Source organism: Helicobacter monodelphidis (genome assembly GCF_003288845.1).
Lineage (GTDB): Bacteria > Campylobacterota > Campylobacteria > Campylobacterales > Helicobacteraceae > NHYN01.
On sequence record NZ_NHYN01000014.1, the window covers coordinates 12,396 to 28,543 of the forward strand.

A 16,148-nucleotide genomic window follows, 5' to 3' on the forward strand; every position below is an offset into this window, starting at 1 on the left:
TTCAAAATGGCACAAAATAATCAGAACAACAACGACAATGAAAAAAAACCTCGCCCTTTTAACCAAAATCCAATTCTTATTTTTGCAATTCTAGCAATTATTTCTATTATTCTATTTCGTGGTTTTTCAGGCTTTGATTCAGATGGAATGGGTTCTTATTTTGGTGGATCTACAACCACGAAGAATGTTAACTATTATGAGTTGAAAAAGCTCATTGAAAATAAGGGCGTCAGTTATGTTGCGATTGGGCAGACAACAATTAAGGCGGTAAGTGAGAGTGGTGGAAGTAAGACGATTTATATGACCAAGCGGATTATCCCCGATAGCACTCTTATTCCTTTGCTTGATGCAAGTGGTGTGGAATATAATGGCTATAATGAAACGAATTGGTTTATTGATACCCTTTTAGGTTGGGTGCTTCCTATTTTTATCTTTTTCGCAATTTGGATGTTTTTGGCGAATCGTATGCAAAAGAATATGGGTGGCGGAATTTTAGGTATGGGTAGCGCAAAAAAGCTTGTTAACTCTGAGAAGCCTAAGGTAAAGTTTGGTGATATGGCAGGAAATAAAGAGGCAAAAGAAGAAGTTGTTGAAATTGTTGATTTTCTTAAATATCCCGACCGCTACTTGCAATTGGGTGCGAAAATTCCTAAGGGTGTACTTTTGGTTGGACCTCCGGGAACAGGAAAAACACTTTTAGCGAAAGCAGTTGCAGGGGAAGCTGATGTACCTTTTTTCTCCGTAAGTGGAAGTAGCTTTATTGAAATGTTTGTTGGTGTAGGTGCGAGCCGTGTGCGCGATCTTTTCGAAACTGCAAAAAAGGAAGCTCCAGCCATTATTTTTATTGATGAAATTGATGCAATAGGAAAGAGTCGGGCAGCAGGGGGTATGATTAGTGGTAATGACGAAAGAGAGCAGACCCTTAATCAGCTGTTAGCTGAAATGGATGGGTTTAGTTCCGATTCTTCTCCGGTAATTGTGTTAGCGGCAACGAATCGGCCGGAGGTGTTAGACCCAGCACTTTTGAGGCCGGGTAGGTTTGATAGGCAAGTGCTTGTAGATAAACCTGACTTTAATGGACGCGTTGAGGTGTTGAAAGTTCATATTCAGTCGATTAAACTTGCAAGAGATGTGGACTTAGAGGAAATTGCACGTTTGACGGCAGGGTTAGCGGGAGCTGATTTAGCGAATATTATTAATGAAGCGGCGTTGCTTGCAGGACGTGCGAATAAAAAAGAAGTAGAACAAAGCGATTTTAGAGAGGCGGTTGAAAGAGGGATTGCAGGGCTTGAGAAGAAGTCTCGTCGTATTTCTCCTAAAGAAAAGAAAATTGTTGCTTATCATGAGAGTGGGCATGCTTTATTAGCAGAGACAACAAAGGGTGCAAAAAAGGTAAGTAAGGTGTCTATTATTCCGCGTGGGCTTGCAGCTTTAGGTTACACCTTGAATACTCCAGAAGAGAATAAATATCTTATGCAAAAGCATGAGCTGATTGCTGAGGTTGATGTTTTGCTTGGAGGAAGGGCAGCTGAAGATGTTTTTATTGGTGAAATTTCAACAGGTGCAAGCAATGATTTAGAGAGGGCGACAGATATTATTAAAGCAATGATTAGCTACTATGGGATGACAGATATTGTGGGATTGATGGTGCTTGAGAAGCAACGCAATGCTTTCTTGAATGGTGGATTGACGAGTGCACGGGAATTCAGCGATAAAACAGCACAAGAAGTTGATGACTATGTAAAGAGGTTTTTAAAAGAACGTTTTGAGAGCGTAAAAGCAACACTTGAAAGCTATAAGGGTGCGATTGAAGAAATGGTTAAGGATTTATATGATAAGGAAACGATTGATGGGCAGAGGGTAAGAGAGATTATCCGTAATTTTGAAAAACAAAATGAAATGCCTACTCGCTTAGTGAGTGCTGAAGAAAATGACGAAAAATAGACACAGTCGCCATTCTTTCGTCATTATTGATGGCGGTATGAAGTTTATTGTTGCTTTTTCTGTTGTATTATTGCTTGCTATCTTTTGCTATTCTTTGTTTTTTGTTTTTCTTGCAGTTATTTGTCTATTTTTGTCGGTAATGATCTTTTATAATCCGGAAAGAATTCCTTTTGAGCGCGGTAAGGATGTAATTGTCGCACCCATTGATGGGGTGGTGAAAAGCATAGAGCATAATCAAGAAAAAGGAATCAAGGTTGTTATTTCTTCTCCCCCTTGTTTTGTGGGCGTGTTGCGGTGTCCCTTTGAAGGTGATATAGAAATTCAAAAAACAAGTGGTTTGTTTTTCTTTTCTCTTAAATCTGAAGTGGCAAAAAGGCTGAATACCTTTGCACAACTTAATATCCAAAGTGTTCGTGGTCAACTTTCTTTGGTTTATTATCCCCTATTTTTATCGAAATCCTTGAAATTTTTTGAGACTGAATCTTTAGAAAAGGGCGAGCGTTTAGGCTTTTTACCTTTTGGCGTTGTAGAATTTTTCTTACCTGCTAGTGTACATTTAAAAATTTGTGAGGGCGATAAAATTAAGGGTGCAGAAACGACAATAGGGATATTTGCTTAATGAACCCGATAAATCCTCTTTATATATTGCCTAATCTCTTCACGGGCATTAGTGCGTTCTTAGGTATGTTGAGTATTGCCTATGCTTCTTCTCAACGTTTTGAGGCGGCTTGTTGGCTCGTGCTTGTGGCGTTGATTTTTGATGGGCTTGATGGACGTGTTGCAAGACTTACAGGCACAACAAGTAAATTTGGTGTGGAGTTTGATTCGCTTGCTGATGTTATCGCATTTGGAGCTGCTCCCGCCACTTTATTGTATATTTATGTTGGGAGTAGTTTTGAGCGGTTTGGATTCATTGTGTCTGGACTTTTTGTTGTGTTTGGTGCAGTGCGTTTGGCACGATTTAATGTTTCAACAGGAAATAATGAACCTAATGTTTTTATTGGATTACCCATTCCCTCAGCGGCAACTTTTGTTGTAATTTGGATTCTAATGGATATTTACTATAATGATTATTTGCCAAATTTTTTTGGTGTTTTGTTGCTAATTTGTGCGTTGCTAACGGCTATTCTGATGGTGAGCAATATTCGTTATCCTAGTTTTAAAAATTTAACTAAAAATGGAATAAGTATGCGAGGGTTGATTATTTTGTTGATTCTTGTTTTAGCGATTTTATATTTATATGCAACTTTAGGTATTGCTGTTCTTATTACTTCCTATATTTTATTTGGTATTCTACGTGCGTGTTATTATTTGATTGTGCATCGTCTTTTAAGAAAAGGTTTGTAATACATAATAGTTTTATAATATTAATATTATTTATTACTGGAAAATATTATAAATATAGCGTGTAGTGAGGAAAGCGAGATAAAAATATGGGGGCAACGCAGTGGATATTTATGAAGTAGAGTATAAATAGAGATTGCAAGGAAGCAATATGACACGCACAATCACACTTGCATTGCTTGGTTTATCACTCATAGGTTTCATCGCGTGTAGTGATAGCAAAAATAAGACAAATGAAATCAATGAGGCAAAAAATGAGCATAGAGAGAATGTGAGAAATGTAGGAGATTCCCACAAGAATATTGCCTTAGATTCTCATAAAGATTCTAAAAACAATAGAGAATCTAGCGGGGATTCTAAGGCTTCCAATCAAGATTCTATACACAGCAAAGAATCTCATACAGATTCTCCGCGAGATTTAGTGATACACACAAATCAAGAATCAAACAAAGATGTAGCGGGGGATTCTAAGAATTCAAGTCAAGATTTTAGTGGCAATTCACAAGATTCTAAGATACATACAAAGGTGGATTCTGCATTAGAATCCCACGAAAAAGTTTCACAAGATTCCACGCAAGAATCTGCTCACGATTTGAATCAAGATTCTAAACCTACAAAAACTTGGCGTAAAGAGACAGATACGAAGCGTGAAGAGAGGCTCAAAGAGGAGGCGAAATATATCGCAGGCAGTTATGATTTTCGTGCGTATAATGGTAAGGGTGGCTACAATGCGTTTCAAAAGAAAGAGCTTTTCATCGATGAGATAGGCATCGTGCGTCCTGCCGTTACGACACTTTATGAAAATATGTCGCTAGATATTGCTTATCAAAGCTATTTGCAAAATTCAGGGGGAGACCATTATACAAAGCTAGATGATAAGATTCTATGGCTTCCCAAACTCCCCAAAGAAAGCACACACAAAGAAATCCTCTTAGATTTTGCACAACTTCGCCCACAGGGCAATGATAAAACAAGGATTTTGCTCTTTTTTGATTTCATCTATGAGACGCCCAAAAAGCTCCTCATCACCTATCAAGCTTACAGCGTAGGTGAGGAAGTCGAGTATAATATCTCTCCAAAATACTCTATTTTTACCCTACTTTTTGAGGAAAAAGACGATGGGACTTATCTCACACTAAGCTCTACGCCCAAAAATGTAACTTTTTCTTGCACGCAAAGTGGGCTAAGTCAAACAGAGAGTGCGATATGCAAGGCAAATCTCGCACTTGATTTGAAAATGCACTATGCCTATGAGACTTTGCAGCAAGATATAGAGAATCGTGATGGCTATCAAAATCACGAAAATGGCAAAACTAATAGAGATTATAACGCCCTCAAAACCTCACAAAGAGCGTGGGTAAAGTCTCGCAATGCGTGTGGCAAGGATATAGAGTGCATTAAAGATTCTTACACCAAAAGAATCGCCACCTTGCAAGATGAGCTACAACAAAGGCTTATAAATCGGGGCTTTGATAAGACTTGCAAGCTTATGCGTAGCGTAAGTGTCGATGGTGGGTGGAGTCCCGGTGAGGAATACGAGGATTGGTATCAATGCGAGTATAAGAATGCAAATCTTTTAGATATGTATGCCAAATATGCTTTGAAGGAAAATGAGGGCAAAGAGCAATGGAGGCAGTGGCTTGGAGTAGATGAAATAGCAAAGGCGCGTCCAAACGATGAGAGCAGGTGGAAGTATGAGGGAGAGTTTATCAACGATATGAAAACAGGCTTTAGCTCGATTGATTATGAATGGGCGGGGAAAGATACGCTTATCGTCAGTGTGTATTATGAATACAATCCGCAAATCTACACTTTCACTCAAAAAGGCGGTGATGTGATAGTGGATTTTAAGGATATAACGGCACCTTAGGGAAGTGGAGCTTTGGGATTCTAAGTGTTTTGCATATACTTGAAAATCAAGCAATGCGTGGCAATCTATACATCTCATCATCATATTCAAGCAAACAATACTAATAAAGAGCTAAAAGAGAACATTTACGAAGCATCGCAATAAATTTCACATACATTTATATGGTTTTATTATGGAATCTTATAGAAAATAATGTAAAATACCATAATATTTTCATACTACACAAGATGAAAATCAAAAGAATTAAAATGACAAGGAGAACAAATGACAACATTAGTGCAAGTCAAAGTCGATAAGGAGTTAAAAGAGGAGGCGGATAAGCTATTTCACGCTTTAGGGCTTGATACGACTACTGCCTTAAGAATGTTTTTAAAAACAGCGGTGCGAGAGCAAAAAATCCCGCTCAATCTCACGCTAAACAAATCAAAACAAGACCCATTTTATAGTAAGGAGAATATCGCAGAGATAAAACAGCGTATAGAAGAGCTAGATTCAGGTAAAGTCAAGCCAATAATCAAAAGCATAGAGGAGCTAGAAGCCCTACAAAAAGAGGTGATGAATGCGTAAAATCACTTTTGCAGAAAGCTCGTGGAATCAATATACAGGCTTCATCAACGACAAAAAGATATTTGCAAAGATTAATGCCCTCATCAAAGAAATCGCTAGAGACCCGATGAAAGGGACAGGTAAGCCAGAATCTCTACGCGGGGATTTAAGCGGGTGCTATTCTCGCAGGATAGATTCCAAGCATCGCAATGATGAATGTTTCAAGGATAAATTATGCACAATATCTTAAAACAAATCATTGATTTTCCAATGAGAGAAAATGAATATATAGAATTTAAGCATAACAACAAGAATCCTCAAGAAATTGGTGAATATATTTCTGTACTTTCCAGCTCTGCGACTTTATGTAATGTCTCCAAAGCATATTTAATTTATGGCATCAATGATAATCAAGAGATTATAGGAACAGACTTTAAACCAAAGGAATGTAAGAAGGGCAATGAAGAATTAGAAAGTTGGCTGCATAGACTTTTAGAACCAAATATTAATTTTGTTATCAATGAAATTATATATCAAGAAAAACCTATTGTGATATTTGAAATAGACGCGACCACACATACGCCTATAAAATTTAGCGGAAGAGAATACATAAGAATAGGAAGCTACAAGAAACCTCTAAATGATTATCCAGAAAAGGAAAGATTACTTTGGCAAAAGCTCTCTGCCTTTTGTTTTGAAAATGATATAGCAAAGCAAAATCTTAGTAAGAATGATATATTGAATTTGCTTGATACAGAAAGTTTTTTAAAGCTTACCTCATATGGTGAAACAAATCCAGATTTTATCATTGATAAACTTATGGAGTATAAACTCGTAGTAAAACATTATTCATCTTTAGCTATCACTAATCTTGGTGCTATTCTTTTTGCAAAAAACCTTGATAATTTTTCACATTTTCATAGAAAAAGAATGCGTGTTATCAAATACAAAGGGAATAATAAGCTAGAAACAGAATTTGAACAAGAAGGTAGCAAAGGATATGCTACAGGCTTTCAAGGATTGATAAAATTTATTATAAACTCTTTACCAAAGCAAGAAACCATTAAAAATTCGATAAGGCAAAATAATTTATTATATCCAGAGATTGCCATAAGAGAATTGGTAGCCAATGCTTTAATACATCAGGATTTTAGTATGACAGGAACTAATCCTATGGTAGAAATTTTTGATAATAGGATTGAAATTACCAATAATGGCACATCTCTCGTAGAAGTGTTGAGGTTAATTGATTGTATGCCTAAATCTCGCAATGAAACTCTTGCGAGATTAATGAGAATATTAGGTATTTGCGAGGAAAGAGGTTCGGGTATAGACAAGGTTATTTCTTATACAGATAAATATCAACTCCCAGCCCCTATTTTTAGAGCTGAAAAGGATTATTTTAAAGCAATTTTACTTGCTCCTATGCCTTTTGATGATATGGATAAAGAAGAGAGGATTAGAGCGACATATCAGCATTGTTGTTTGAAATTTTTAGAACATAATTGCATGACAAACTCTAGCTTGAGACAACGCTTTAATTTAGGTGATAAACAGCATTCAAAAGCCTCGAAAATTATAAGCGATACTTTGGAAAAAGGGCTCATCAAACCAGCTGATCCTGAAAATAAATCAACAAAACATATCAAATATATTCCATTTTTTGGATAAGTCTATGAATATTTCTTGTGTTATGTTTTCGTCATTTTTCTTTAAATTTTTCTTAATTACAAATCTGTATAGACCTATTTTACGCTATATAGAGCATATCTTCATCAAATTTCTTATATACCTCTCTCGTCATAAAAAATTAAACTATACTTAAAGGAATACAAATGAGTGAATGGAAAACTTGTAGGCTTGGGGAAGCTCCATTAAATATTGTCGATGGCGATAGAGGTAAAAACTACCCAACACAAAATGATTTTCTTAGCGATGGATATTGTCTCTTTCTATCTACTAAAAATGTGCGTTCGAGTGGTTTTGATTTCGCAGAATGCCAATTTATTAGTAAAGACAAAGATTCTATACTAAGAAAGGGCAAGTTAGAAATGAACGATATAGTTTTAACTACGCGTGGCACAATAGGTAATGTCGCTCTTTATAATGAAAAAGTAAAATATCAAAATATGCGTATAAATTCAGGCATGGTTATCCCCTTCGTCCAAATATCAGTGAGCTAGATTCTAGATTTATTTTTTATGCAATGGTAAATTTAAAAAGAGATATTGATAATTTTACTTCAGGCACTGCACAACCTCAACTTCCTATCAAGGATTTATCAACTTTAGAAATAAGCCTTCCACCGCTAGAGGAGCAAAGGAGGATAGCAGAGATTCTAAGCAGTCTTGATGATAAGATAGATTTACTCCATAAGCAAAACAAGACTTTAGAATCCCTAGCCCGACTCCTCTTCCGCCACCACTTCATCGACAACGCCAAAAGCGAATGGCAAATAGGAAAATTAGGAGATTATGTGAGGATTGTATATGGTAAAAATTTACCAACCAAAAACTTATTAAATTCTGGCTATCCTGTTTTCGGTGGAAATGGACAAATAGGATATTTTGATAAATTTCTTTATAAAGAACCACAAGTTTTAGTTTCTTGTAGAGGTGAAGCATCAGGCAAAGTTAATATTTCATATAAAGAATCTTATATAACAAATAATTCTTTGATATTAGAACGAAGTAAAGATAAAGACATAAGTTTTGTATATCTAAAATATTTTTGTCTTTCACAAGATTTTTCTTTATTTGTATCTGGCTCAGCCCAGCCACAAATTACAATACAAAGCTTGCAAGACGCTACTTTTATAAAACCTAATATAAAAGATATTCAATATTTTAGTCAAATTGTCTCAAGTTTTGAAACCAAGCAAGATAATAATTCTCAACAAATCTTGAAGCTAGAGAAAATGCGTGATATAATACTACCAAGATTATTGAGCGGGGAAGTGAGGGTGTGAAGTGAATAAAGAGGCTAGTTTTAATATATATAGGTATCAAATTTTGCCAAGAGATAGGATAGAATTTTCATTGTTTGATGAGATTCAAAATGTTGAACAATTAATAGAAAATAAAAATAAAATACTTCAACAAATTTTAGAATCTTTAGAAACTCGTGATTTTAGGCATCGTCAATATCCTATTAAATTTCAATTAAAGTATAATTTAGATAACTTTTTGATATTTAAATTAGATGTGAAGAGGGTTACAAAGATTGGGAATGAGGACTTGGAAGATACTGAACATGATGATTGGCGATATATTTTTATAATATTTTGGAATCACCCAGATAAGCAATTTTTACTCATTCAAGATAAGGTAAAAGTTTTTAATGATATAAAAGTTTCGCATACGAGGATAATGAAAATTCTTGAACAATCTTTATTGGAAAAACAATTAGTTATCAAATCAGAATCTTTATTTGATAAATCTGAGTTTTGGAATATTGTAAATTTATATCCAGATAAAATTTCTCGTGTTAGATTTAATCTCATTACTCCCAATATGGCTAATATTTCTAGTGCTTTATCTAAAGATTTAAAAAATCTTTTTAAGGCTACAAATACCACAGAAAGTTCGTTAGAAATAAAATCTGCAGAGCAATCTAAATTACATTTACAACAGGGTGATGATTTGGTAGAAGATATGGTTGATTATGCAAGTAATGGTGGAGGGTCTATTAATATTAAAGTAAAAGGCATTAAAAAGGTATTTAAAACAACAGATAAATATAAATCGATAGCTATTGATGAAATAACTTTGAATGCAGACAAACAAGAAAGTATAACAAAAGCTATAAATGACTTAGAAAAATTATTGGATAATTTATAATTATGGAATTCATTAAAAATATTTTTATGTCTCTTGGAATAGGTTTTTTATTTTCAATATTGCAACAAATACTTGATTCTTATTTTTTAATAAAGTTTTTAGAAAATAATCTTATAACTATTCTAGTTGCCCTATTGGCTATAAACTCTGCTACATTAGGTATTATTTTAACAAAAATACGCGAAATTATAGACAAAAATCCAGAAAAAGCTGATTTTTCTAGCACAAAAAAAGAGATGGTTATTTCAATCAATGAGCAGATTGTTTTAATTGTATTTTCTGCCCTTTCTTTGACTTTGCATAATAGTGAATTACACATTATCAAATGTAACCCTTATATCCAATTAAGCTTTGAAACATTGATATTTAGCTGTTTTATCTATGCAATATTAATTTTGTCAGATACAGCAAAAAGTGTTTTTGTGCTTTTAGATTTTAAGCTTAAACAATAAGGACACCACTTGCATACACAGAATCACCCCATAGCTCCCCTCATTATCTATCAAGATGAAAGGGACGATATTCATCTCGAAGTGAAGCTTGAAAATGAGAGTATTTGGGTATAATTAACTTGAAAATTATATTTATCTTTCCTTCGTATAAGACAAATGGAATACCTCCAACTCACCCAATATGATGTTTTCTATAGTTTGTAAAAGTTTTTCATGAATTTTGCAAAACCCCTTGACTTAGAGTAACTCTCATCATTTATAATACTAAAAATTTCAAGTTATAGAATCTCACAGGGCAAAGAAAGATTCAAAACAATACCATTGCACTTTGTGCAGATTCTATAAAAAGAGATTTTGGATAATATGCAAGGAGCGATTATGCAACATAGCGACAAATACACACAAAATATATGCGAAGATTCTAAGCAAGATTCTCAAAAGAGTGAATCTCAATTCGCCTCAAGTATCCCCTCGCCTATCGGGCTTGATAGGAGCAATCCAAAGTGGCGTAGCACACCTGCACCAAGCACAAATAGAGATGTTTTCATACGCGATTTGGAGGGCGAACTCGTAAGTATGGACGATAAAGAATGCGATAGAATCACATCGATTATCAAGCAGACTTTGCAGCTTACAAACAAGCTTAATAACGGCATTCATAGCGATGAGGAAGTGAGGGCGATTTTTAGCGAAATCATCGGGCAAAAAGTCGATGAAAGCGTGTGGATACTGCCGCCATTTTATGTGGATTATGGGCGAAATATCCGCGTGGGCAAGAGGTTTTTTATGAATCAAAACTGCACTTTTATGGATAGGGGTGGGATAACTATCGGTGATGATGTCTTCATCGCGCCAAAATGTAATTTGACGACGATTAATCATGATTTTAATCCCTACAATCGCCGTGCGACATTTTGCAAACCCATTGTGATAGGTGATAGAGTGTGGATAGGGATTGGTGCGACAATTTGTCCGGGTGTAACGATTGGGGAAAATAGTATCATCGCCGCAGGGAGTGTCGTAACAAAAGATATTCCACCAAATGTCATAGTGGGCGGGAATCCAGCAAGAGTGATAAAGAAATTGGATGTATGAGAAGATTCGCAGATTCTATATATTTATAGAATCTCATACGCGTGGCACTCGGAATATATTTCGCCAGATTTATCATAGAAATAATCGCTCCCTAGCCCATCTTCTGTGATGATATGCGTGATTTTTACACCATTTTTAAGAGTGAGATACACCACACCGCCCACACTTGTGCTACCCGGAGTAGCGGCTCTCACTAGAATCTTGCTCCCTTTGGGGAGAGAATGTGCTTCAAAAACTACTTTGCCCATTTCATGCCAATTTGCCCCATTATCCCCGCCATAGCCATGAGGAAACCAATCATCAACACTTGATTTATCATTTTTGTGTCCTAGAATCTGTATACTTTTGATTGTCTCATTCAATTCTATCACTTCATAATCCACTCCCCACGAATTTGCCTTGACATAGGTTGCATCACTATAATACTTCAGCACACCGCTTTCTCCGCCTGCCTCATCACCGCCATATTCCTTGATTATTTTGACTGCATACTGCTTTGCTTCAATCTGTGCTTCAGAGAGACACAAAGGCTCTGCCCACGCATAAAACACCATAATCCCAATAATCCCATAGAGGGCGAATATGAGTTTTAGACACTTTTTGAGAGTTTGCATACTTGCTCCTTGTAATGACTTTAATGACTTACAAAATTGTGATTCTATCACAAAACACGAGGAGAAATTATATCGTTTTTACCACTATGATTGAGTGTCGTATCGTTTGGGCGGTGGTGAGTGAGAGGCTTCAACTTCACTTTTACCCCTACCCAAACGCGAGGCTTCAACAAAACACTTTTATGAATATCTAAGAAAGTAGCATTTAAATAAAATCCTTGTTATAATAGCAACTTGAGTAAATATGTAGGTAGGAATTGTGATTACAAAAGAAAATTTTAAAGCAAGTTTAGAATCTCTAGGATTTCAACACAATAATGATGAGGTGTATATAAAAATATTTGATGATTCAGAATGCGAACTACAAGCTGATTTTAAACACTCAAAGCTTCTTTATCCTAAGGGAATCATCATCAATGACGCGACTACAAGTAATTTTTCTAAACCTGAAAATTTTGTTGTCTTTGAATGTGTGCATAGACTTTTAGAAAAAGGCTACAAACCACAGCATTTAGAGCTAGAGCCAAAATGGCAACTAGGCAGAGAGGCAAAAAGCGGCAAAGCTGATATTTTGGTCAAAGATAATGAGGGAAATTCCTATTTGCTTATTGAGTGCAAAACCACAGATTCTAAAAATAGTGAATTTAAAAAAGAGTGGGAGCGAATGCAAAACAATGGCGGACAGCTTCTCTCATACTATCAGCAAGATAAAAATGTCAAATTCCTTTGTCTTTATACGAGTGATTTTAATGGGGAAAATATTATTTTTGAAAATTATATTTTAAATATGCAAGACAATGAAGATTATTTAAGAAAAAATGATTTTAAAGATTCATACAAAAACGCTAATACGAATGAGGAAGTTTTTAAAGTTTGGAGCGAGATTTATAAATATGATGCTTCAAGCATTGGAATCTTTGAGCGAAATATCAATGCCTATGAAGTAGGAAAAAATGCTCTTTGTTTCGAGGACTTAAAAGAATTGCAATCTTTTAAAGATGATTCTAAAAAACACGAAGATGGCAAATATCACGAATTTGCAAAAATCTTGCGAAAGTATAATATTTCAGGCAAAGAAAATGCCTTTGATAAGCTTGTCAATCTCTTTTTATGTAAAATCTATGATGAGATTCACAATAAAAATAATCTCAAATTTGTTTATCGTGGCGTGATTGCAGATAGCTTTGAGGATATGCAAGATAGATTAATGTTGCTTTATAAAGAGGCGATGAGCGAGTTTTTAAAAGAAGAGGTAACCTTTATCGCAGATGAGACGATAGAAAAGGCTTTTAGTGCGTTAAATCATAATAAAAAGAGCATTTCAAGCTTGGAAAGCGAAGTCAAAGGATTTATTAAAGCATTGAAATTTTATTCAAACAATGATTTTGCATTTTTGGAAGTGCATAATGAGGAGCTTTTTTATCAAAATGCCTTAGTGCTTATATCGGTTGTGAAGCTTTTTGAGAATCTCAAGCTTACCCAAAACAAAACCAATCAATTCTTAGGCAATCTTTTTGAACTCTTTTTACAAAAAGGTATGAAGCAAGATGAGGGGCAGTTTTTTACCCCTGTGCAAATTTGTGAGTTTATAATGTATTCTTTGCCCTTGCAAGATTATATTGATACAAAGATTCCAAAAGTGCTTGATTATGCGTGTGGAGCGGGGCATTTTCTCAATACTTATGCGAATTTTTTGCAAGAGTTCTGCAAAAAAGAAAATGTAAAAGAATATTTTTCTCAAATCTATGGCATAGAAAAAGAATATCGTTTAAGCAAAGTTGCCAAAGTCTCAAGCTGTATGTATGGGCAAAATGAGATAAATATCCTCTATGCAGACGCACTCTCAAGCGATGCGTTAGAATCTAAGATGAATAATTTTAGCTTTGATATACTTGTTGCCAATCCTCCTTATAGTGTGCAAGGCTTTTTAGAGACTTTGAGCGAAAAATCACGCAAAAGCTATACGCTTTTTAGTCAGCAAATAAATTTAGAGACGAATAACAATATCGAATGCTTTTTTATCGAGCGAGCCAATCAGCTTTTAGACGATAAGGCTATCACGGCTATTATTTTACCCTCTTCACTCCTCAATAAAAGCGGGATTTATGAGCAAGCTAGAGAAATTATCCTCCAAAACTTTGATATTATCTCTATTGTGGAGCTAGGGAGCAATACTTTTGGTGCGACAGGGACAAACACGATTATTTTATTTATGCAAAAGCGAATAAGTTTTAAAAATGATAGGTTACATTCACAAAGATTGAAACTCATTCAAGAGAGATTAGACTATGAAAATCTCATCAATAATGATAATTTTAAAGAAAATGATTTATTAGAATCTTATATAAGTTATAGAGGTTTTGAGCCAGAATCTTACAAATCATTTTTAGATTCTATATTGAGCGATGAGATATTAGAAAATGAAAATTTCAAAGAATACAAGCAAGAATTTCTTAAAAGTGCCTCATATAAAAAGCTCAAAGATTCTAAGATTTATAAAGATTGTGAGGATAAAAAAGCCTTAGAGGAGAAAGAATTTGTCCATTTTTGCCTTGAGAGAGAGAAAGAAAAATTGCTTTACTTTGCTTTGAGTATAGAAAATGAAGTGCTGATTATCAAATCTCCTAGTGAAAATAAAGAGCAAAAGAAATTCTTAGGCTATGAATGGAGTGATAGAAAGGGCAGTGAGGGGCTTAAAGAGCTAAACACCCCATATCTCACACCACTTTTTGAAAGGGGCAATCCAGATAATCAAAACAAGCTTAGCTTTCTCATCAAACAAAGCTTTTTGAGAAATGAATTTGAGATTCCAAATGATTTGACACAATACGCAAGTAGGGCAAGGCTTGTAGATATGATAGATTTTAGCAAAGTAGAGTTTGATAAGGCGATAAGTTTAAGTCCTTCGCGGTCATTGCGAGGCGAAGCCGAAGCAATCCATAATCCTTTTGTAAATTATAGGTATCCGTTGGTGAAGTTAGAATCTATTTGTAAAATGTATCAGCCAAAAACTATTACTAGCACAGAAATTTTAGAACAAGGAAAATACAAAGTTTATGGAGCTAACGGAATTATTGGATACTTCAATGAATATAATCACAAAGATTCTGAAGTAGCTATGACTTGTAGAGGTGCAACTTGTGGAACTATTAATTTTACAGAACCAGAGTCTTGGATAACAGGAAATGCTATGGTTATTTCGCCATTAAACTCAAAAGAAGTTTTAAAGAAATTTTTAATTTATATTCTACCTTTATCAAATATTTCACACATTATTACAGGGTCAGCACAGCCACAAATTACAAAAACAAATTTATCACAATTAAAAATCCCCCTTCCACCGCTTGAGATTCAACAACAAATCGTGAGCGAATGCGAAAAGATAGAAGAGCAATACAAAACAATAAGAATGAGCATAGAAGAATATCAAAATCTTATCAAAGCAATCCTCGTAAATTGTGGTGTCATCGCCCAAGACTCTATCGGGGGGGGGGTGGGGAATCCTCCTCGTAGCGTAGATTCTATTGTAGCAAAGTTAGAAAAACTCACCAAAGAGCTTATAGATTTTTCTCTAAAGTCGCTTGAGCTATCATCACAAGATGAAGCCAAAACTTTTTACAATAACACAAACAACGATATTACTGACTCGTCATTGCGAGGCAAAGCCGAAGCAATCCATAATAAAAATATAATATTAGGCGAACGCAAAATATCCGAAAACGCAAACAATGGATTGCCACGATTTGCCAATGCAAATCTCACAATGGCACAAAAACAACAAAAAGACGACTTTAACACCTTAAAAAGCCTCTTAGAATCTCTACCCACTCCACCACCACAAGGCTGGGAGAAACAAAAACTCATAAATCTTTGCAAAATTAATGAAAAAACCTATAATCCAAGCTATGATACAAGCAAAGAATACATTTATATTGATATTGATTCTGTGGAAAAAGGCACAGGAAAATTTTTTACTGACAATAGAATATTAGGCTCAAATTTACCAACAAGGGCTAGACGATTAGCTGATGATGATAGCGTGTTGATTTCAACGGTGCGACCATATCTTAAAGGATTTGCATATATTAAAGAAAATATCAAAGATTCTATTTTCTCAACAGGATTTGCCATTCTTAAGGGCAATGAAAAGTTGGAATCTAAATTCCTCTATATTCTTTTTATGTTTTCAAACGATTTAATGCGACAAATAGAAGAAAAAATGCCAAAAGCTTCATATCCAAGCATTAATGTTGATGATATTAAAACATTTCAAATCCCGCTCCCGCCAAAAGAAGCACAAGATACAATCGTGCAAACTATTGACTTTATAGAATCTCAAGTCTCATATTTACTATCAAATGAAATCCTATTGAGCGAGAAAAAAGAAGAAATATTAAGGGAATTTCTCTATTGAATCTCTTAAGAGATAGTGGGCGATTCTCCC

14 protein-coding genes are annotated in these 16,148 nt (G+C 34.9%); 13 read left to right on the plus strand and 1 reads right to left on the minus strand.

Translation table 11 applies throughout. The annotated features are described in order from the left end of the window. The first annotated feature begins 6 nt into the window (after positions 1-6). The 12 genes from ftsH to CCZ01_RS06770 all read left to right on the plus strand — a co-directional run bounded on the left by ftsH (position 7) and on the right by CCZ01_RS06770 (position 11,090). Positions 7-1,944: an ATP-dependent zinc metalloprotease FtsH gene (ftsH, locus tag CCZ01_RS06715; RefSeq protein ID WP_112052456.1), complete on the plus strand. Its 1,938-nt coding sequence runs from the start codon at positions 7-9 to the stop codon at positions 1,942-1,944. Beyond that, complete coding sequence (locus tag CCZ01_RS06720; RefSeq protein WP_112052457.1) at positions 1,931-2,563, plus strand: phosphatidylserine decarboxylase; 633 nt, start codon at positions 1,931-1,933, stop codon at positions 2,561-2,563. The genes ftsH and CCZ01_RS06720 overlap by 14 nt, the downstream gene beginning before the upstream one ends. After that, a complete protein-coding gene (gene pssA / locus CCZ01_RS06725) occupies positions 2,563-3,291 on the plus strand; it encodes a CDP-diacylglycerol--serine O-phosphatidyltransferase (protein ID WP_112052458.1) in 729 nt (242 codons plus the stop codon). Before CCZ01_RS06720 ends, pssA begins: the two co-directional genes overlap by 1 nt. Positions 3,292-3,439: 148 nt before the next feature. Continuing rightward, complete coding sequence (locus tag CCZ01_RS06730) at positions 3,440-5,158, plus strand: hypothetical protein (protein WP_112052459.1); 1,719 nt, start codon at positions 3,440-3,442, stop codon at positions 5,156-5,158. Positions 5,159-5,422: 264 nt separating this feature from the next. Further along, a complete protein-coding gene (locus CCZ01_RS06735; RefSeq protein WP_112052460.1) occupies positions 5,423-5,725 on the plus strand; it encodes a type II toxin-antitoxin system RelB/DinJ family antitoxin in 303 nt (100 codons plus the stop codon). Then, positions 5,718-5,954 (plus strand): Txe/YoeB family addiction module toxin, encoded by a 237-nt coding sequence (locus CCZ01_RS06740; RefSeq protein WP_112052461.1) that lies wholly within the window; start codon positions 5,718-5,720, stop codon positions 5,952-5,954. Before CCZ01_RS06735 ends, CCZ01_RS06740 begins: the two co-directional genes overlap by 8 nt. After that, the gene (locus CCZ01_RS06745; protein WP_112052462.1) at positions 5,939-7,375 is read left to right on the plus strand and encodes an ATP-binding protein; all 1,437 of its coding nucleotides are present in this window, start codon (positions 5,939-5,941) and stop codon (positions 7,373-7,375) included. The genes CCZ01_RS06740 and CCZ01_RS06745 overlap by 16 nt, the downstream gene beginning before the upstream one ends. Positions 7,376-7,539: 164 nt before the next feature. Next, positions 7,540-7,887 carry a restriction endonuclease subunit S domain-containing protein gene (locus tag CCZ01_RS06750; protein ID WP_112052463.1) on the plus strand — a complete coding sequence of 116 codons (348 nt, stop codon included), beginning with the start codon at positions 7,540-7,542 and terminating at the stop codon, positions 7,885-7,887. A 23-nt stretch (positions 7,888-7,910) separates the two neighbouring features. Next, on the plus strand, positions 7,911-8,672 hold the full coding sequence (locus tag CCZ01_RS10845; RefSeq protein ID WP_112052464.1) for a restriction endonuclease subunit S: 762 nt from the start codon (positions 7,911-7,913) through the stop codon (positions 8,670-8,672). Between the two features lies 1 nt (position 8,673). Further along, positions 8,674-9,543 carry a hypothetical protein gene (locus CCZ01_RS06760; protein ID WP_112052465.1) on the plus strand — a complete coding sequence of 290 codons (870 nt, stop codon included), beginning with the start codon at positions 8,674-8,676 and terminating at the stop codon, positions 9,541-9,543. A 2-nt stretch (positions 9,544-9,545) separates the two neighbouring features. Then, positions 9,546-9,995, plus strand: a complete 450-nt coding sequence (locus CCZ01_RS06765) for a hypothetical protein (protein ID WP_112052466.1) — start codon at positions 9,546-9,548, stop codon at positions 9,993-9,995. Positions 9,996-10,373: 378 nt separating this feature from the next. Next, positions 10,374-11,090: a sugar O-acetyltransferase gene (locus CCZ01_RS06770; protein WP_258436943.1), complete on the plus strand. Its 717-nt coding sequence runs from the start codon at positions 10,374-10,376 to the stop codon at positions 11,088-11,090. A gap of 23 nt (positions 11,091-11,113) precedes the next feature. Here CCZ01_RS06770 and CCZ01_RS06775 read toward each other — a convergent pair whose 3' ends face one another. Continuing rightward, positions 11,114-11,704 (minus strand): hypothetical protein, encoded by a 591-nt coding sequence (locus tag CCZ01_RS06775; RefSeq protein ID WP_112052467.1) that lies wholly within the window; start codon positions 11,702-11,704, stop codon positions 11,114-11,116. Positions 11,705-11,963: 259 nt separating this feature from the next. Here CCZ01_RS06775 and CCZ01_RS06780 point away from each other — a divergent pair, with 259 nt between their 5' ends. Further along, positions 11,964-16,118, plus strand: coding sequence for an N-6 DNA methylase (locus CCZ01_RS06780; protein ID WP_112052468.1), 4,155 nt, complete (start codon positions 11,964-11,966; stop codon positions 16,116-16,118). Positions 16,119-16,148: the final 30 nt, after the last annotated feature.